Genomic DNA, 18434 nt, shown 5'->3' on the forward strand with positions numbered 1-18434 from the left:
AAACGGCCCCGTGAAGATCACGGGGCCGTTTCTTGTGTACGCAGGCGGCTAGATCAGGCCTTCCTGGGTCAGCCACTCCGTCGCGATCGTGTCGGCGGCGGCCTGGTCGTTCACGCTCTGGGCGTTCAGGGCCATCAGGGTGTCGGTGTCCAGGGCAGCGCTGACGGCGTTCAGGATGTCCGCGGCCGAGTCGTCGACCTTGTCGGAGACGACGGGCACGACGTTGTCCGGCAGGAACAGGTTGTCGGGGTCGTCAAGGGCGATGAGGTTGTTCGAGGTGATGTTGGGATCCGCCGTGTAGATGTTCGCGAGCTGGATCTTGTTGTCGACAAGAGCCTTGACCGTCAGAGGTCCGCCGCTGTCCTCAACCGGGGTGAAGCCGGCGATCTCGATGCCGTACTCCTCCTTGAGGGCGGTCGGTCCATACGGGCGGGTCTCAAGCTCGGAGTTGCCGCCGACGGTGATCGGTTCGGTGACCTCGGACAGCGAGGCGATGTCGGTGAGGCCGTAGGTGTCCGCGAACGCCTGGGTGACGGTCCAGGAGTTCTGGTCGCTGGCCTCGGCCCGGTCGAGCACGGTCAAGCCCTCCGGCAGGGCCGCTTCCAGGGCCGTGTAGACCTCGTCGGCGGTGCCGGTCGGGGCATCGGCATCCAGGGCCTGCAGCAGGCTGCCGCTGTATTCGGGGAACACGTCGATCGAGCCTGCCTCGATCTCGGGGAGGTAGGCCTCACGCTGGCCGATGCGGAACTGGCGGTCGACCGTGAAACCGCCGTTCTCCAGCGCCTGCGCGTAGATCTCCGCGATGATCTCGTTGGAGTAGTAGTCCTGCGATCCGACGACCAGAGTGTCGGATCCGGCCGAACTCTCTCCCTCGTCCAGGGGATCCCCGGACGCGCACCCTGCAAGGGCTACGACAGCCCCAACCGCGACCGCGCTGACAAGCGCGAGCCGGCCTCGTGTGTTTGTGAACATGCTGTTGTCCTTCCTCAGGTACCGAAGATTCGGTAGATGTATCACCGTGCGGCTGCGGGGCCGCCGGTGCGAAGCTTGGGGGCTGTGCCGAGGCGCCCGGAGACACCCCGCGGTACAACAAACCGTTGGATCAGCGCAAAGATTCCCTCCAGCGCCAGGGCCAGCAGGATTACGAGGATCGACCCGCCCAGCATCTCGGCATAATCCCTGGTTTTCAACCCCGAGAACAGATATCGACCCAGACCGAGATCGGCCACATAAGCGGCCAGGGTCGCTGTCGCGATCACCTGCAGGGTGGCCGAGCGCAGCCCGCCGATCAACAGGGGCAGGCCCAGGGGCAGTTCGACCTTCCTCACGATCTGCAGTTCGCTCATTCCCACGGCGCGCGCTGCGTCGATGGTGCGCCGGTCGATCGCCTCGAACCCTGTGTACGCGCCGGCCAGGATGGGCGGGATCGCGAGCACCGTGAGGGCCACGTACGGGGCCACGACGCCGATGCCGACCCAGAGCGCGACCAGGGTCAGCAGGCCCAGGGTGGGAATGGCCCGCAGCCCTCCCGACGTCGTCACCGCGAGGCCGCGGCCTCGGCCGGTGTGACCGATGAGGTAGCCCAGCGGGATCGCGATAGCCGACGCGAATACCAGGGTGACGAGGGAGAAGACGAGGTGCTGTCCGATGCGCAGCGGAATCGCGTTGAGCCCGACGTAGTTGGCCGGGTCGAGGATCCAGTCGATGGCGCTGGCGAAGAGGTTCATGCTGCGCTCACCTCGAGAGGAACACTCGGCTTGGGCGGGGCGACCCGTCGGGTCCAGGGCATCAGCAGCCGACCGGCGAGCACCAGCGCACCGTCGAAGACGAGCGCAAGGGCCACCGTGGCGACGAGGCCGGCGACGATCTCGGCCTGGATTCCGCGCTGGAAACCGTCGGTGAAGAGGCTGCCCAGGCTCTGCACCCCGATCACCGCGCCGACGGTGACCAGGCTGACGGTGCTGACCGCCACGACCCGCATGCCCGCGAGCAGGACCGGGCCGGACAGCGGGAGCTCCACCTGCCAGAACCGCGACCAGGTGGAATAGCCCATCGCGGAGGCGGACTGGCGGACGTCGGCATCCACCGAATCGAGACCGTCGGTGACGACCCGCACCATGAGGGCGATGCCGTACAGGGTCAGGGCGATGATCACGTTCACCGGGGACAGCAGGCTGGTGCCGATCACGGCGGGCAGCACGAAGATCAGCGGCAGCGAGGGCACCGCGTAGAGCAGGCCGGCGCCGGTGAGGATGATCCCGCGGCTCACCCGGTAGCGCCGGGCGAACCAGCCCAACGGAACGGCGATCACGAAGCAGATCACGATCGGCGGCAGGCTCAGCACCACGTGGTCGAGGGTGCGCGCCCAGATCAGGCCGAGGTTGGCCAGGACCCAGGTCATCGGGCGCTTTCTGGCTTCAGCACACCGGCTAGGCGCCCGTCGCTGTCGACCACGACGTCCTCGTTCCCGTGCCGCTCCACGTGCAGCGCCCGCCGGCCCCGATCGGCGCCCACGAAACTGGCGACGAAGTCGTCGGCGGGGTTGGCGAGCAGTTCGGCGGGCGAGCCCACTTGGGCGATGCGGCCGCCGTCCCGCAGGATCACGATCTGGTCTCCCAGCAGGAACGCTTCCTCGATGTCGTGGGTGACGAAGACGACGGTCTTGTCCAGCTCCTTCTGCAGCCGAACCAACTCCTGCTGGAGCTCGGCGCGCACGATGGGGTCAACGGCACCGAACGGTTCGTCCATCAGCAGGATGTTCGGGTTGACCGCCAACCCCCTGGCCACGCCGACGCGTTGCTGCTGACCGCCGGAGAGCTGGCTCGGGTATCGGTCGGCCAGCGCGCGGTCCAGCCCGACGGTGTCCAGCATCGCCAGGGCATCCGCTCTGGCTTGACGCTTCGGCGTGCCGCGCAGCAGCGGCACCGTGGCGACGTTGTCGAGGACCGTGCGGTGCGGCAGGAGTCCGGAGTTCTGCATGACATAGCCGATTCCGCGGCGCAGCTTCACGGGGGGCAGAGTGGCGATGTCCTCGCCGTCGATCTCGACCGAGCCGCTGGTGGGGTCGACCATGCGGTTGATCATCCGCAGCAGGGTGGTCTTGCCCGATCCGGAGGACCCGACGAGCACTGTCGTCTTGTGGGAGGGCAGGACCAGGCTGAAATCCTCGACTGCGAGGGTGCCGTCGGGGAAGCGCTTGCTGACGGAACGGAACTCGATCATGGCTGGGCTCAATCCTCGGTGCGGGCTTGACGTCCGTCACCCCCTTCGAATGCGGGGCGACGGAAGCAGGCAAGTGCGGATGACCAGCCAACCATTCTTCGGAGCCGAATCCAAAGCGGATTGCCGTTGTTCGTCTTCAGCGCCACAGGCGACGAGTCGGGCTAGGCGTCCGTACCGTAGTAGCCGACGAGGTAATCGTGCATGATGCGTCGGCACTCTGCGATGAAGCGCTCATCACCCTGGGTGTTCCAGGTGAAGGCGCGAGACAGCAGGGAGTCGGCCATTTCGACGGCGACTTCGAGTCTGAAGATGAGGTCGGGGCCACCGGACAGGCCGAATTCCTCCGACAGGACTCCGGCGATCTGGTTGGCGAAGAATCCCGAATCCAGCTGGTCCGGCCCGGTGGACTGGGCGCGTTCACGATCGGCGAAGTGCAGGATGCGGAATCCTGGCTCGGCGCGATACAGCTCCACGAAGGCCGAGATCCCGCAGTCGACGGCTTCCCACCAGGTTCCCGGCTGGGTCTCCTTGAGGGTGTCGGCGACACGCTGGCGGAAGCGCTGGACCGCACGCTCGCGAAGTCCCTCGAGGACCGCGACCCGGTCGGGGTAGTAACGGTACACAGTGCCGATCGAGGCTCCCGCACGTTCGGCGACCATGGCCGTCGTGATGCGGTCGAAACCGACCTCGTCGACGACCTCGGCCGCAGCGTCCAGAAGTGCGGTCAACCTGGCGGCACTGCGCTGCTGGATGGGCTCGGTGCGGATCTGCCGTCCCTGTGCGACAGAGTCTCCCCCGAATGTGTCGATCAGCGCCACGTGTCCTCCTTGAATATACGTCACAATCTTAGGGCCCCCGACTGACACCCCAGACACAGAACACACCCCCCAAATGGAGTGGGGAGTCTGCCCCGGGCGGGTCGCCGTGGTGGTTCTCCAGCCCGGGACCGTGCCAAGCAGCCCCGCGGCGCATGAGAGACTGAACTGTGTCAAAGTCCCCCGCCACACCTTCCACTCCCCTCAACCCCGTGCGCCTCATGCACCGAGCCGCGCGGATCGAGGATTGGCTTCACGACAAGCGGGAAAAGTTCGCCCGTCGGCGCGGACACCTGCCGGTCGTCATCCCCTATACCGGCTATGGCACCACGGAACGCGTGCGGATTCTCTGCCGCGTCCTGTTGGCGAAACCCGTGAAGTCCACCGGCACCACCCCCAAGCGACGTCGCACCGACAGGCGTGACGCGAGCATCCGGGGCTGGCGGAGCTTCACCAGCGTGCCGGTCAACGACGTCACCGTCACCATCGACATCGGCGGCAAGGCACACCGGGTGCAGGCCGACCGCGGCGGAGTCGTCGACACCGTGATGCAGGTCAACCTCGAGCCGGGCTGGCACACCGCTTCGCTGCACACCCACGCCTCCGGCAGCGTCGACGCTCCGGTCTTCGTGGTCGCCCCCGATGTGCGCACCGGCGTGATCTCCGACGTCGACGACACCGTCATGGTCACCACCTTGCCCCGTCCGCTCCTGGCCGCGTGGAACACCTTCGTCCTCGACGAGCACGCTCGCGTTCCGACGCCGGGCATGGCGGTGCTGCTGGACCGCCTCGCCGATGCGACACCGGGGGCTCCGGTGATCTACCTGTCCACAGGTGCCTGGAATGTTGCGCCGACGCTCAGCCGGTTCCTCTCCCGTAACCTCTACCCGGCCGGGGCGCTGCTGCTCACCGACTGGGGACCCACCCACGACAGGCTGTTCCGCAGTGGCAAGGAGCACAAGCGCGACAACCTGCGCAGGCTGGCGCACGAGTTCCCCGACATGAAGTGGGTCCTCATCGGCGACGACGGTCAGCACGACGAGGCGATTTACAGCGAGTTCCAACAGGATTTCCCGCAGTGCGTCGCCGCGGTGGCCATCCGTCGGCTGTCGCCGAGCGAGGCCGTGCTGGCCGGCCGTAGGGCCAAGGACGCCGTGGAGGCCAAGCCGGATCCGCTCTGGGTCTACGGACCCGACGGCGCGAGCCTCGCGGCCCAGCTGGCCGGCCTCGGACTCATCACTGATCCCGGAGCGCCCGGACCCACCGATTGACCCGTGGCCGGGCGCCGGCGGGTGCCGGCCTGCCGGTCAGGAGAGGATCGGGGCGGTGGAACGACCCGCGAGGAGCCTGTCGAGTCCGCGGTTGATCTGGCGTGCCCAGAGCGGTCCGCGGTAGAGAAAGCCGGTGTAGCCCTGCACGAGGGTGGCGCCGGCGTCGAGACGCTCGACGACCTGATGCGCAGTCTCGACGCCGCCGACCGAGATGACGCACAGTTCGGCCGGCACGGAGGCCCGGATGAGGCGCAGGACGGCCAGCGACCGGTCGTTCAGGGGCGCTCCGGAGAGCCCGCCGGCGCCGGCCGCGGCCACGACGGCCGGGTCGGTCAACAGATTGTCCCGGCTGATGGTGGTGTTGGTGGCGATGATGCCGGCCAGGCCGAGTTCCACGGTGAGGCCGGCGATGCGGGTCACCTCGTCATCGGTGAGGTCGGGTGCGATCTTGACCAGCAGCGGGGTATCGCCGGCGTGTTCCTGCACCGCCCGCAACAGTGGGGCGAGCTGATCGAGTTCTTGCAGGCCACGCAGGCCCGGGGTGTTGGGGGAGCTCACGTTGACCACCAGGTAGTCCGCGAGAGGGGCCAGTGCAACGGTGCTGACCAGGTAGTCGGCCGTGGCGTCTTCGACCGCGGTGACTCGGCTCTTGCCGATGTTGATGCCCAGGACCGGACGGTTGGGGGTACGGCGAACCTGGCCCAGGCGCGCGACGGCCGCCTCGGCACCGCCGTTATTGAAGCCCATCCGGTTGATGACAGCGCGGTCGGATACGAGACGGAACAGGCGCGGTGTGGGGTTGCCGGGCTGGGCGACCGCGGTGAGCGTGCCGACCTCGACGTGCCCGAAGCCGAGCCGGCCGAGCCCGATGACGGCGTGGCCGTCTTTGTCGAACCCGGCCGCAACACCGAACGGCGAGTCGAAATGCAAGCCGAGGGTGTCCACCCCGATGTCGGTGCGCGGGCGGGTGAACCTGTGCACAAGCGGGCCGAGGCCGAGGCGCGGCATCCACCGGATGACCTCGAAGGCCAAGTGGTGAGCCCGCTCGGGGTCGATCCGGGTGAGCACCAGCTTGAAAAGGGTGGGGTACACGTCTACCGTTCGGGTTCGGGATCGGATTCCGACGCGGCGGTGTGCTCGGTGCGCAGCTGGCCGATCGCACTCTCGAAGTCTTCCAACGAATCGAAGGCCTGGTAGACGCTGGCGAAGCGCAAGTAGGCCACTTCGTCGAGGTCACGCAGCGGGGCGAGGATGGCCAGGCCGATGTCGTTGGCCTCGATCTGGGACGCACCGGTCTGACGGATGGTCTCCTCGACCTTCTGCGCGAGCATGGCCAGGTCAGAGTCGGTGACCGGGCGGCCCTGGCAGGCCTTGCGCACGCCGGAGACGATCTTCTCCCGGCTGAACGGTTCGACCACGCCGCTGCGCTTGATGATGTTCAGGCTGGCGGTTTCGGTGGTGCTGAACCGGCGACCGCACTCCGGGCACTGCCGGCGGCGACGGATCGAGAGCCCGTCGTCGCTGGTGCGGGAGTCGATGACACGGGAATCTGGGTGGCGACAGAACGGGCAATACATTGTGCCTACGAGCCTACCGTTCCGCGGCCGTGCTGAATCGGACGCTGACGGCGTCACCGTGGGCGGGCAGCGCCTCTGCAGCGGACAGGGCGAGGATGTGGTCGGCCACGCCGGCGAGGCCGTCTCTGGTGTAGCGCACGACCTGCTGCGGGCGCAGGAAGGTGTACGCGCCGAGGGCCGCCGAGAACCGCGCCTGTCCCCCGGTGGGCAGCACGTGGTTGGAGCCGGCGGCATAGTCGCCGAGGCTGACCGGCGCGTACGGGCCCAGGAAGATGGCGCCGGCGTTGTCGATCTGGCCGAGGACGGCGTCGGGGGCTTCGGTCTGGATCTCGAGGTGCTCCGGACCGAACGCGTTGCTGAACGCGGCGGCTTGCTCGAGGTCGTCCACCAGCACGATGGCCGATTGGCTGCCACCCAGCGATGCGGTGACCCGTTCGGCGTGCGTGGTGGTGGTGGCCAGGTCGTTCAGGAGCGCTTCGACGGCTTCGGCGAGCTCGGCGGAGTCCGTGACGAGCACGGCGGCGGCGAGTTCGTCGTGCTCGGCCTGGCTGACCAGGTCTGCGGCGACGAAGGCCGGGTCGGCCGCGGCATCGGCGATCACGAGGATGTCGGTCGGTCCGGCTTCGGAGTCGATCCCGGTGACGCCGCGCACGAGCCGCTTGGCGGCGGCGACGTAGACGTTGCCGGGGCCGGTGACGAGCTGCACGGGGTCGAGGCCGAGGCCGGGCACGCCGTAGGCGAAGGCGCCCACGGCGCCGGCGCCGCCCATGGCGTAGATCTCGTCGACGCCGAGAAGACCGGCGACGGCGAGGATGGTGGGGTGCACTCGTCCATCGAAGTGACTCTGCGGCGGGGATGCGAGGGCGATGGAGGTGACCCCGGCCACCTGCGCGGGCACCACGTTCATCACGACGCTGGACGGGTAGACGGCCTTGCCGCCGGGAACGTAGAGGCCGACCCGCTGCACGGGGCGCCAGCGCTGCACGATCTCGGCGCCGTCGGCGATCGTGGTGGTCACCAGAGGCGGCACCTGTGCGGCACTGGCCAGGCGCACCCGGCGGATGGTCTCCTCGATCGCGACGCGGACATCCGGGTCGAGGGCCTCAAGGGCCTCGGCGACGTGGGAAGCCGGAACGCGAACGTGCTCGGGGCGTACCCTGTCGAGGCGCTCGGCCTGGTCGAGCAGGGCCTGTTCGCCGCGTGCGCGCACATCATCGATCAGTTCGGCGGCAACGTCGCTGGCGACCGTGACGCTGGTGAGCGCCCGGGGCACCGAGGCCAAAAGTTCGGCCGGAGCAGGCCGCGTTCCTCGAAGGTCAATCGTCTGGATCATGTCACTCCAGCTTATCCAAGAACGGTGCTCGCACGGGAATAGGCTGATCGGTGAAACGATTGGCACCACTATGAACGAACGCATCACCGCACCGGCGGGTCTCCCCTCCGCAGGTCTCCCCCACGCCCCGGCCCTCGACACCGACCCGAACGCGCCTGGCGACCTGGCCGCGTTCAAGAACGCGTTTCGCCGTCATGCGGCCGGCGTCGCGGTCGTGACCGCGCTGGACGCTCAGGGCAAGCCCGTCGGATTCACCGCGACATCCCTGGCGTCCATGTCGGCGGTGCCGCCCCTGGCTACCTTCAACATGGCGAAGTCGGCCAGCTCGTGGCCGGCCATCAACGAGACCGAGCGCGTCGTCATCCACCTGCTCGGACTGCGCAACCGCACCCTGGCCGAGCGGCTGGCCGGACCCAACGCCGAGCGCTTCGTCGGCGATCACTGGCGGGTGGGACCGTACGGCCTGCCCGTTCTCAACAACGTGACGTCGTGGATGGTGGGACGGATCGTGGAGCGCGTGACCGTGCACAACTCTGCTGTGGTCGTAGTGCAGATCGAGGGCGGCGGCCTCGGCGATGACGACGAGGCGCTGATCTATCACGAACGCCAGTACCGGGCGTTGGGCGAAACGCTCTAGCTCATCCGGTTCGGGCCGGTGGGTGCCGACCCCGCGGTGGCCAACCTGCGGACGGCGCGGTTCACCCGGCCGGGGTTTGGGCCGCTCTGGCGGCCGCCTTGCGTCGCTGTCGTTCCGCTTCCGTCGCGGCAGCCTCCGCCGGGGTGGGCGCGGTTCCGCCCAGGTGGGCGGGCTGCCACCAGCGGCCGGCACCAGGCTCCGGGTAACGCGCCTGCAGGCCGTCCACGAGCTCCTGCAGCACGCCGTGCAGTCGCTGGGTCACCTGCTGCGGATCGTCCTCGGCGTCTACACGTACCGGCGTGCCGACCGCGAAGGAGACCGGGGTGCGATAGGCCTCCCGCACGGATGGCTTGTGGTTTTTCGTGAGCAGCCGGTGGCCACCCCAGACAGCGATGGGCACGATGGGCATCCCGGCCTCCATCGCCATCCGCGCCGCACCGGTCTTCAGGTCCCGCACGGTGAACGACGCGTTCACTCCCCCTTCGGGAAACACCCCGACGAGTTCGCCGGCGTTGAGCGCCCGCACCGCGTCGGCGTAGGCCTGGGCCCCGGCCGTCATGTCGACGTTGATGTGCCGCATCCCACGCAACAGCCAGCCGACGACGGGCTTGTCGAACGCACCCTTCTTGGCCATGAAGCGGATGTGCCGGCGGTTCTTTCGCCAGGTCATCCACTCCACGAGGGCGAAGTCCGCGTAGCCGAAGTGGGTGATGGCGAGGACCGCCCCTCCGGCGTCCGGAAGGTTGGTGAGGCCCGACGCCGACGGCCTGAGCCTGAAGGCTCCGAAAATTGTGCGACCCGCTGCAATCGCCGTGCTGTAGATCGGTTCCCCGCTGCGCCTTCTCATGCCCCCAGCGTAGAACAAACGGCTGTCAAACTGCTGGTCACACGGGGGTCATTGGTCCCGCGCCGTGGCCGGTGTCGGGCACCGATGGGTTCATGACGATCGGAGCGGTCGCGCTATCGTGTCGGCATCCGAGCGAAGGCAACCATGGACGAGACAGTGACGACAGGCTGGGGTGACTTCGCCGTGGCCATGGTGGGCGCCGCCGCGGCGCTGGCGGGCCTCGTCATGGTGGCGATCTCGGTGAACATCCGGGAGATCCTCGCGCTGCCCGGGCTGACGGCACGGGCCGCGGCCGCCGTCGGCTCCCTCGTGCTGGTGGTGGTGACCGGCGGCCTCCTTCTGGTGCCCGGCCAGCCCGGGGCGGTCCTGGGCGTCGAGGTTCTCGTCGCCGTCGCCCCGGCGGTCGTCCTGCATACGATCTCACTCCGCCACCGGGCACGGAACAGCGCGAGTGGGCGGTTCTCCCTTGCCCTCTATCTACCGCTCGCGGCCCTTCAACTGCTTCCCTTCGCGCTGGGCGCGGTGCTCCTCATCGTCACGAGCACCTCCACCGGCATCTACCTGGTCGCGGCCGGGGTGATCCTCACCGTCATCGGCTCCATGCTCGACGCCTGGGTCCTGATGGTGGAAATCCTCCGTTGATACCCTCGCGAACTGTGACTTAAGCACATAAGAGTCGCGCGTTTTGGGGCTTTTCTCACAGCTCGCGGATGCTGTGGCCGTGGGGCGGGGTGAGTGTCGGGGGTAGGTGAGACGATCTCAGTATGAGTATCGCTGACGAGGGACTACCGCCCACTCCGGACGGTGACGACTATTCTCCGGAGCCCACCCTGGACGACCGTGTCCAGGCCGATCTGGTCCGGCACACCGAACGGATCGCGGCCGATGACCGCGTCATCGCCCGGGCCCAGGCCCGCCGGATCGAGCACCTGCTGGACCTGCAGGACTGGAGCGAACAACCCCGGGTCGCCTCGCGGTTGCACGGCAACCCGGCGAACATTCGCCTCGCCGACGACAATGCGGCCAGCCTGACCGAGGACCCGGCCCGTGCGGCCGCGTACAACCGGTGGGACGACCGGGAGGTCGCCCGGCGCACGATCGTGAGTGAGACCGCGTGTCTGACCCGGGTGGCCGAGCGCACCATCGACCGGCAACTAAACGAGGCCCGGTTCCTCAGCTCCTACGCACCGGCGACGTTCGCGGCGTTCTCGAGAGGGGAGATCAGCTACCGGCATGCCACGACCCTGCTCGGGCAGCTGCTCACCCTGCCGGATGGGGGCCAGGCGGCGTTTGAGGAACGGGTGTTACCGGAGGCGAAACGGCTGCCGGTGTCCGGGTCATCGACAAGGCCCGCCGGTTGCGGGAGAAGCTGCACCCGGAATCGATCGTGACCCGGCACAAGAACGCCCTCGCCGACCGGCGTGCGTACTGGGAGGCCGCCTCGGACGGGATGGCGTGGTTGCACTGGTACGGCACCGCGCACGGCACCAAGGCCGCCTTCGACCGGATCAACGGCATGGCCGTGCAACTCACGCACCTCGGCGACCCGACCCCGGCCGACCAGACGGATGGCGCCAGCAGCGGCGGCACGGTCATGGTCACGGTGCCCGTGCTGACCCTGCTGGGCTTGGACGAGGAACCCGGCACCCTCGAAGGGTACGGGCCGATCTCGCCGGAGGTCGCGCGACTCAAACACCGCAGCCAGTGGCGAGTCACGCAGGAACCCGACGGGATCCTGCACTGGACCTCACCCGGCACACGCAGCTACCGCGCCGATCCGGCCAACCCGATGGGACCACCCCGACCCCGGCCACCGGTCGCCGGGCCCAAGACCCGGAAGCGGCCCGGCGACGATAGTCACCTGATGCCCCGGCCGAGGCCGACCCGGCAGCCGACACCGCCGGCACCCGGGAACCCACCGTTCTGACCGGGGCCTCCGCCCGAATTCATCTGGAGCGGGCAGAGGGTCAAGTCAGGCAGTACGGGCCCAGGAGGCTCTTGAGTTCGCCGAAGAGGTCGGCGGTCACGGTGACCCGGCTCGGCAGCTCGAAGACGCGGGCGGTGTCACCCTTGATCAACTTCAGGCGCACCTCTGAGGTACCGCCGTGTCTCTTGAGCACCTCGCCGAGCTGGGTGACGGTATCGGTGGTGGCTCGCGCCTCGAACAGAGTGATCGACAGGGTGCCGTGATCGGACGCCTGACCGAGCTCGGGCGCAAAGATGCTGTACGCGTGCAGGTTCATTCCGTCATCGCGCATACTCACCCGGCCGCGCACCACCACGACGGAGTCGCTGACGAGGTCAAGGGAGAACTCTTGGTACGCCTTGCCCATGAACATGACGTCGATCTCGCCGCCGAAGTCCTCGACCGAGATGATGCCGTACTGGTTGCCCGACTTCTTGGCGATGCGATGCTGCACATTGGTGATGAGGCCGGCCACGGTGACGGTATCGGCATCCTGGGTGTGCTCGGAACTGATCAGATCGGTGATCGTGGTGCTGGCGTGCTTGGCCAGCGGAATCTCGAGGCCGGCCAGAGGGTGGTCGGAGACGTAGAGGCCGAGCATGTCGCGCTCCAGTGCGAGCTTCTCCTTCTTGCTCCACTCCGGCCGGTCCGGCACCTGGTCGGTCTCCTGAGGGTCGTCGAAGAGGCTGTCGAAGTCGAAGCCGACCATGCCGTGCGACTCGTCACGTTTGATCTTGACGGCGGAGTCGACGGCTCCCTCGTGAATCTCGAACATGGCGCGGCGGGTGGCGCCGAGGGAGTCGAAGGCGCCGGACTTGATCAGGGACTCGACGGTGCGCTTGTTGGTGACCTGCAGCGGGACCTTGCGGAGGAAATCGTGGAACGACTCGAAGTCGCCCTTCTCAGTGCGGGCGGCCCGGATGGCTTCCACCACGTTGAAACCGACGTTACGCACGGCGCCCAGGCCGAAGCGGATGTCGGTGCCGACGGCGGCGAAGAAGCCGATCGACTCGTTGACATCCGGCGGCAGCACCTGGATGCCCATCCGGCGGCACTCGTTGAGGTACAGCGCGAGCTTGTCGCGGGCATCGCCGACGCTGGTCAGCAGGGCGGCCATGTACTCGGCCGGATAGTGCGCCTTAAGGTATGCGGTCCAGTAGGACAGCACTCCGTAGGCCGCGGAGTGGGCTTTGTTGAAGGCGTAGTCAGAGAACGGTAGAAGGATGTTCCATACGGTGGTAATGGCTTCCATTGAGTAGCCGTTGGCTATCATTCCGCCGGAGAAACCCTCGAACTGCTTGTCCAGCTCGGACTTCTTCTTCTTGCCCATCGCGCGTCGCAGCAGGTCGGCCTGACCCAGGGTGAAGCCGGCCAGCTTCTGCGCGATCGACATCACCTGCTCCTGATAGACGATGAGGCCGTAGGTGCCGCCGATGATGTCTTTGAGGGGCTCCTCGAGCTCTTTGTGGATCGGGATGATCTCCTGCTGACCGGTCTTCCGCAGCGCGTAGTTGGTGTGCGAGTTCGCGCCCATGGGGCCGGGCCGGTAGAGCGCGATGACGGCGGAGATGTCTTCGAAGTTGTCGGGCTTCATGCTGCGCAGGAGCGCGCGCATCGGGCCGCCGTCCAGCTGGAACACCCCGAGGGTGTCGCCGCGGGCGAGCAGTTCGTAGGCGAGCACGTCGTCGAGGTCGAGGTCTTCGAGCACCGGGCGGTGGCCACGGTTCGCTTCGATGTTGTCGAGGGTGTCGTCGATGATGGTGAGGTTGCGGAGCCCCAGGAAGTCCATCTTGATCAGGCCCAGGCTCTCGCAGGCCGGGTAGTCGAACTGCGTGACGATCTGGCCGTCGGCCTCGCGGCGCATGATCGGGATGATGTCGATGAGCGGGTCGGACGACATGATCACGCCGGCGGCGTGCACACCCCACTGGCGCTTGAGGTTCTCGATACCGAGCGCGGTGTCGAAGACCGTGCGCGCTTCAGCATCTGTCTCGATGACGGCGCGGAAGTCGCCGGCCTCGCGGTAGCGGGGGTGGTCCTTGTCGAACATGCCGGTGAGCGGCATGTCCTTGCCCATGATGGGCTGCGGCATGGCCTTGGTGAGCTTGTCGCCCATGCCGAACGGGAAGCCCAAAACCCGGCTGGAGTCCTTCAGCGCCTGCTTGGCCTTGATGGTGCCGTAGGTGACGATCTGCGCGACGCGCTCGGAGCCGTACTTCTCGGTGACGTAGTGGATGACCTCGCCGCGGCGACGGTCGTCGAAGTCGACGTCGAAGTCGGGCATGGAGACGCGGTCGGGGTTGAGGAAGCGCTCGAAGATCAGGCCGTGCACCAGCGGGTCGAGGTCGGTGATGCCCATGGCGTACGCGACCATCGAGCCGGCGCCGGAGCCACGACCTGGACCGACTCTGATGCCGTTCTCCTTGGACCAGTTGATGAAGTCGGCGACGACCAGGAAGTAGCCGGGGAAGCCCATCTGGGTGATGACGCCGACCTCGTAGTCGGCCTGCTTGCGCACCGCTGCCGTGATGCCGTTCGGATAGCGACGCAGGAGGCCGAGTTCGGTCTCCTTGATGAACCAGCTTTCCTCGTTCTCGCCCTCAGGGGTGGGGAACCGGGGCATGTAGTTGGCCGAGGTGTTGAACTTGACCTCGCACCGCTCGGCGATGAGCAGAGTGTTGTCGCACGCCTCCGGGTTGTCCCGGAACAGGTGCCGCATCTCGGCGGCGGTCTTGAGGTAGAACTCGTTGGAGTCGAACTTGAACCGGTTGGGGTCGTCCAGGGTGGATGCCGACTGCACGCAGAGCAGCGCCGCGTGCGCTGTCGCGTCGTGCGCGTGGGTGTAGTGCAGGTCGTTGGTGGCCACCAGCGGCAGATCGAGTTCCTTGGCCAACTTGAGCAGGTCCGTCATGGTGCGGCGCTCGATGTCGATGCCGTGGTCCATGATCTCGCAGAAGAAGTTGTCCTTCCCGAAGATGTCCCGCAGCTCCCCCGCGGCCTGCCTGGCCTCGTCGTACTGGCCGAGCCGGAGGCGGGTCTGCACCTCGCCACCCACGCATCCGGTCGTACCGATCAGACCCTTGGAATAGGTGCTGAGCAGTTCGCGGTCCATTCGCGGCTTGAAGTAGTAGCCCTCCAGCGACGCGAGGGACGAGAGCCTGAACAGGTTGTGCATTCCCTCGGTGTTCTCCGAGAGCAGGGTCATGTGGGTGTACGCACCGCTACCGCCGACGTCGTCGCGGTTTTGGGCGTTGGTGCCCCAGCGCACCCGGGTCTTGTCGCGACGGTCGGTGCCCGGCGTGATGTAAGCCTCGGTGCCGATGATCGGCTTGATCCCGGCATCCGTGGCGGTCTTCCAGAAATCGAACGCGCCGAACACGTTGCCGTGGTCGGTGACGGCGATGGCCGGCATCTTCTGTTCAGCGGCCGCCGCGATCAACGGCTTGACCCGCGCGGCGCCGTCGAGCATGGAGTACTCGCTGTGCACGTGAAGGTGGACGAACGAATCATTCTGCGGCGACACGACTGCTCCAGCTGCTCTGGGGTTTATCTGATGACGAAGTGGGGGGTGCTGGTCTTCCAGCCTAAGCGCCGGAGGACGCCCCTGCCCTGATCAACGCAGCCTAATCGCCGCGCAGTAAGCGCAGAGCGTTGGCCAGGTCGTCCGGGTACTCGGCGTTGAAGGTGACCCATTCGCCGCTGGTCGGGTGATCGAAGGAGAGCTGCTTGGCGACCAGCCACTGCCGGGTGAGGCCGAGCCTGGCCGAGATCTTCGCGTCGGCCCCGTACATGGCGTCGCCGACACACGGATGCCGCTGGGCGGCCATGTGCACCCGGATCTGGTGGGTTCGACCGGTCTCCAGATGTACCTCGAGCAGGGACGCGGAGGGGAAGGCTTCCAGGGTCTCGTAGTGAGTGACGGAGTCCTTGCCTCCGGCGATCACAGCGAACTTCCAGTCGGAGCGCGGGTGGCGCCCGATCGGCGCGTCGATGGTGCCGCTGGACGGGTCTGGGTGGCCCTGCACGACGGCGTGGTAGATCTTGTCGACCTCCCGGTCGTGGAAGGCCCGTTTGAGGTGCGTGTACGCGTGCTCGGACTTCGCGACGACCATGAGGCCGCTGGTCCCGACGTCGAGACGGTGCACGATGCCGGCCCGTTCGGACGCACCGGAGGTGGCGATGCGGTAGCCGGCGGCGGCGAGGGCGCCGAGCACCGTCGGGCCGGTCCAGCCCACGCTGGGGTGGGCCGCGACGCCGGATGGCTTGTTGACGACGACGATGTCGTCGTCGTCGTGCACGATCGTGAGATCGGGTACCGCGATGGGCACGATGACGAGGTCCTGCTTGGGCGCCCAGCTCACGTCGAGCCAGGCCCCGGCACGCAGCTTGTCCGACTTGCCGACCACGACGCCGTCCTGGGTGACCCCGTCGGACTCGGCGACTTCGGCCGCGAAGCTGCGGGAGAAGCCGAACAGCTTGGCGATGCCCGCGTCAACGCGTACACCGTCCAAACCATCGGGCAGGGGAAGGGCTCGGTTTTCCATGATGCCGTTCAGTTGGAGGGAGTGAGGGGCGCGGCGCTGCCGGCGGGCACGGTGCTGGCGGCCGGTTGGGCGGCATCCGGGTCGGATGTCGGCGTGCGACGGCCGTCGAGGCCGATGCCACGCAGGGTGAGCAGCATGAAGAGCGCCATGCTCACCACGATGCAGCAGTCCGCGATGTTGTAGATGGCCGGCATCATCCACGGGGTGTAAAGGAAATCTACGACGTGCCCGAGGCCGAAAGACGGCTCCCGGAACAGTCGGTCGGTCAGGTTGCCGAGCACACCGCCGAGCAGGAGACCGAAAACGATCGCCCACAGGCTCGAGCGGATGCGTGGGGCGAACCACACGACAAACACGACGACACCGGCCGCAATGAGTGAGAACACCCAGGTGAGGCCGGTGGCGAAGGAGAAGGCCGCGCCGGGGTTCCGGATGAAGTGCAGTTGAAGCACATCACCCAGAACCCGGGCGGTCTGACCCTCGGTCATCAAGCTGACGACGAGGGCCTTGCTGATCTGATCGAACGCATACCCACCCACGGCCACGAGGGCCAGGACGATAAGTGCGCGGTAACTGATCTTCGACGGGTTGTTACGCGCCAAAGCCCTGGAAGCTCGCCTTCGGCGAGTTGCCCGAGTCCTTGCCCGCACCCGCGCCGACGGGCGACGTGGAGTCGAGGTCGCGCAGCTGACCCTCGATGTAGCTCTTCAGCTTCTGGCGGTACTCGCGCTCGAAGGTGCGCAGTTCCTCGATCTTGTTCTCGAGGACGGCACGCTCCTTGTCGAGGACGTTGATCTGGGCGCGCTGCTTGGCTTCGGACTCCGCGATCACGCGGGCAGCCGTGGCGTGGCCCTCAGCGATCAGGGCGTCACGCTTCTCGGCGCCTTCCTTGACGTGCTCCTCGTGCAGGCGGCGGGCCAGCTGCAACAGGTTCGTCGTGCCGGCGGTCTCGTCGATCGGCTCGGCAACCGGCGCCGGGGCGACGGGTGCTGCAGCGACGGGCTCGGGCACGACGGCAGCGACGGGCTCTGCGACGGGCTCAGGAGTGTTGACGGGCTCAGCGGTCTTGGCCGCAGCGGCACTGACCGGAGCAGCAGGTGCGACCTCGCCGCCGGAGAGACGGGCCTTGAGGTCCTCGTTCTCCTGGGTCAGGCGTCGCAGCTCGACAACGACCTCGTCGAGGAAGTCGTCAACCTCGTCCTGGTCATATCCCTCGCGGAACTTGGTCGACTGAAACCTCTTGTTGACTACATCTTCCGGAGTTAGCGCCATGGCTTTCCACCTCAAAACTTAATTGCGAACAGTTGTGCGAACACGTGCTTACGACCAACTGGCACTCGGTGTTGTACCGGGCCGGTTGGCCGTCATCGATCAAGAATACATGCCGAGGCCCTGGTGAGGCTGCGTGTCAGAACCGAATCGCCGTAATCCACATGCCGATGATGCAGCACAGCATGGTCAGGCTCCAGCCAAAGTCGAACGCGATCGGGCCGACGCGGAGCGGCGGGAAGATCCGACGGAAGAAATTGATCGGCGGGTCGGTGAGTGTGTAGACCAGCTCAATGAGAACCAGGACGAACCCGTGCGGCCGCCACGACCTGTTGATTCCCCGGACGAGGTCGACGATGAATCGGCCCCACATGACGAAGAAGTACAGCAGCAGGAAGTAGTAGGCGATCCCCAGGATCAGGTTGACTACGGACACGTCGGGTTATGACTGGGCGAAGAAGGAGGAATCGGCGTCCCCCTCCTCGACGGCGTTGTCGCCGGAGATGACGACGTGCGACGGCGACAGCAGGAAGACCTTGGCCGTTACGCGCTCGATCTTGCCGTAGAGACCCTGAGACAGGCCGCTGGCGAAGTCGATGAGACGGCGCGCATCGGCATCGCTCATCTGGGAGAGGTTGATGATGACCGGGATTCCATCACGGAAGGACTCGGCGATCACCTGCGCGTCGCGGTACTGGCGCGGGTGGACGGTAAGGATCTCGTTCATTTCGGACACGACAACATTCTTGGGGGTGGAGGTCTTGTGCAACGGCGTGACCGGTGCGCGGCCGGCGTTCGCCGGAGCAGCGTGGGACGACGCGACATGGGCTGACTGGGTGGGGAGAGTGGAGACGGGAGCCGCTGCCGGCGCCTCATATTCCAGCTCTTCGTCTGCCAGACCCAGGTAGACCATGGTTTTCTTGAGCGGGTTGGACATCTCGACCTCCGTGTTG

At 67.1% G+C, this 18434-nt stretch carries 20 protein-coding genes; 5 read left to right on the forward strand and 15 right to left on the reverse strand.

The genetic code is table 11. The features are described from left to right. Positions 1–48: 48 nt before the first annotated feature. The 5 genes from C3B61_RS10885 to C3B61_RS10905 form a co-directional block, all read right to left on the reverse strand. Positions 49–972 carry an ABC transporter substrate-binding protein gene (locus C3B61_RS10885; RefSeq protein WP_103460601.1) on the reverse strand — a complete coding sequence of 308 codons (924 nt, stop codon included), beginning with the start codon at positions 970–972 and terminating at the stop codon, positions 49–51. Positions 973–1013: 41 nt separating this feature from the next. Beyond that, positions 1014–1727, reverse strand: coding sequence for an ABC transporter permease (locus tag C3B61_RS10890; protein ID WP_103460602.1), 714 nt, complete (start codon positions 1725–1727; stop codon positions 1014–1016). Then, positions 1724–2401, reverse strand: a complete 678-nt coding sequence (locus C3B61_RS10895; RefSeq protein WP_103460603.1) for an ABC transporter permease — start codon at positions 2399–2401, stop codon at positions 1724–1726. The genes C3B61_RS10890 and C3B61_RS10895 overlap by 4 nt, the downstream gene beginning before the upstream one ends. Next, positions 2398–3222, reverse strand: coding sequence for an ABC transporter ATP-binding protein (locus C3B61_RS10900; RefSeq protein ID WP_088456078.1), 825 nt, complete (start codon positions 3220–3222; stop codon positions 2398–2400). The genes C3B61_RS10895 and C3B61_RS10900 overlap by 4 nt, the downstream gene beginning before the upstream one ends. Positions 3223–3383: 161 nt before the next feature. Next, positions 3384–4040, reverse strand: a complete 657-nt coding sequence (locus C3B61_RS10905; protein ID WP_103460604.1) for a TetR/AcrR family transcriptional regulator — start codon at positions 4038–4040, stop codon at positions 3384–3386. Positions 4041–4258: 218 nt separating this feature from the next. Between C3B61_RS10905 and C3B61_RS10910 the strand changes: the two genes are divergently transcribed. After that, positions 4259–5308, forward strand: coding sequence for an App1 family protein (locus C3B61_RS10910; RefSeq protein ID WP_103460664.1), 1050 nt, complete (start codon positions 4259–4261; stop codon positions 5306–5308). Positions 5309–5344: 36 nt separating this feature from the next. Here C3B61_RS10910 and C3B61_RS10915 read toward each other — a convergent pair whose 3' ends face one another. From C3B61_RS10915 to hisD, 3 genes are read right to left on the reverse strand one after another with little or no spacing between them, the layout of a single operon-like run. Next, positions 5345–6400 carry a quinone-dependent dihydroorotate dehydrogenase gene (locus C3B61_RS10915; RefSeq protein ID WP_103460605.1) on the reverse strand — a complete coding sequence of 352 codons (1056 nt, stop codon included), beginning with the start codon at positions 6398–6400 and terminating at the stop codon, positions 5345–5347. A gap of 2 nt (positions 6401–6402) precedes the next feature. Further along, entirely contained in the window at positions 6403–6885 is a 483-nt protein-coding gene (nrdR, locus tag C3B61_RS10920; RefSeq protein ID WP_088456075.1) for a transcriptional regulator NrdR, read from the reverse strand. 13 nt (positions 6886–6898) lie between these two features. Continuing rightward, positions 6899–8218, reverse strand: coding sequence for a histidinol dehydrogenase (gene hisD, locus C3B61_RS10925; protein ID WP_103460606.1), 1320 nt, complete (start codon positions 8216–8218; stop codon positions 6899–6901). A gap of 70 nt (positions 8219–8288) precedes the next feature. Here hisD and C3B61_RS10930 point away from each other — a divergent pair, with 70 nt between their 5' ends. Then, the gene (locus C3B61_RS10930; RefSeq protein ID WP_103460607.1) at positions 8289–8855 is read left to right on the forward strand and encodes a flavin reductase family protein; all 567 of its coding nucleotides are present in this window, start codon (positions 8289–8291) and stop codon (positions 8853–8855) included. Positions 8856–8916: 61 nt separating this feature from the next. Here C3B61_RS10930 and C3B61_RS10935 read toward each other — a convergent pair whose 3' ends face one another. Beyond that, complete coding sequence (locus tag C3B61_RS10935) at positions 8917–9702, reverse strand: lysophospholipid acyltransferase family protein (RefSeq protein WP_103460608.1); 786 nt, start codon at positions 9700–9702, stop codon at positions 8917–8919. A gap of 144 nt (positions 9703–9846) precedes the next feature. Here C3B61_RS10935 and C3B61_RS10940 point away from each other — a divergent pair, with 144 nt between their 5' ends. The 3 genes from C3B61_RS10940 to C3B61_RS10950 all read left to right on the forward strand — a co-directional run bounded on the left by C3B61_RS10940 (position 9847) and on the right by C3B61_RS10950 (position 11629). Next, the gene (locus C3B61_RS10940; protein ID WP_103460609.1) at positions 9847–10344 is read left to right on the forward strand and encodes a hypothetical protein; all 498 of its coding nucleotides are present in this window, start codon (positions 9847–9849) and stop codon (positions 10342–10344) included. A 122-nt stretch (positions 10345–10466) separates the two neighbouring features. Then, positions 10467–11093, forward strand: a complete 627-nt coding sequence (locus C3B61_RS10945) for a hypothetical protein (RefSeq protein WP_103460610.1) — start codon at positions 10467–10469, stop codon at positions 11091–11093. Further along, positions 11090–11629 (forward strand): hypothetical protein, encoded by a 540-nt coding sequence (locus C3B61_RS10950; protein ID WP_103460611.1) that lies wholly within the window; start codon positions 11090–11092, stop codon positions 11627–11629. The genes C3B61_RS10945 and C3B61_RS10950 overlap by 4 nt, the downstream gene beginning before the upstream one ends. 40 nt (positions 11630–11669) lie before the next feature. On the opposite strand, the gene dnaE is transcribed toward C3B61_RS10950, so the two are convergent. The 6 genes from dnaE to C3B61_RS10980 form a co-directional block, all read right to left on the reverse strand. Then, positions 11670–15137, reverse strand: coding sequence for a DNA polymerase III subunit alpha (gene dnaE, locus C3B61_RS10955; protein WP_103460666.1), 3468 nt, complete (start codon positions 15135–15137; stop codon positions 11670–11672). Between the two features lie 154 nt (positions 15138–15291). Beyond that, positions 15292–16212 (reverse strand): RluA family pseudouridine synthase, encoded by a 921-nt coding sequence (locus tag C3B61_RS10960; RefSeq protein WP_103460612.1) that lies wholly within the window; start codon positions 16210–16212, stop codon positions 15292–15294. An 8-nt stretch (positions 16213–16220) separates the two neighbouring features. Beyond that, positions 16221–16814 carry a signal peptidase II gene (lspA, locus tag C3B61_RS10965; protein WP_241990298.1) on the reverse strand — a complete coding sequence of 198 codons (594 nt, stop codon included), beginning with the start codon at positions 16812–16814 and terminating at the stop codon, positions 16221–16223. Next, a complete protein-coding gene (locus tag C3B61_RS10970; protein ID WP_088456067.1) occupies positions 16804–17484 on the reverse strand; it encodes a DivIVA domain-containing protein in 681 nt (226 codons plus the stop codon). The genes lspA and C3B61_RS10970 overlap by 11 nt, the downstream gene beginning before the upstream one ends. 136 nt (positions 17485–17620) lie before the next feature. Continuing rightward, positions 17621–17917 (reverse strand): YggT family protein, encoded by a 297-nt coding sequence (locus C3B61_RS10975; protein WP_103460613.1) that lies wholly within the window; start codon positions 17915–17917, stop codon positions 17621–17623. Positions 17918–17923: 6 nt separating this feature from the next. Beyond that, positions 17924–18418 (reverse strand): cell division protein SepF, encoded by a 495-nt coding sequence (locus C3B61_RS10980; protein ID WP_088456065.1) that lies wholly within the window; start codon positions 18416–18418, stop codon positions 17924–17926. Positions 18419–18434 lie beyond the last annotated feature (16 nt).

Source organism: Cryobacterium zongtaii, assembly GCF_002909375.1.
In the GTDB taxonomy this organism is placed as follows: domain Bacteria; phylum Actinomycetota; class Actinomycetes; order Actinomycetales; family Microbacteriaceae; genus Cryobacterium; species Cryobacterium zongtaii.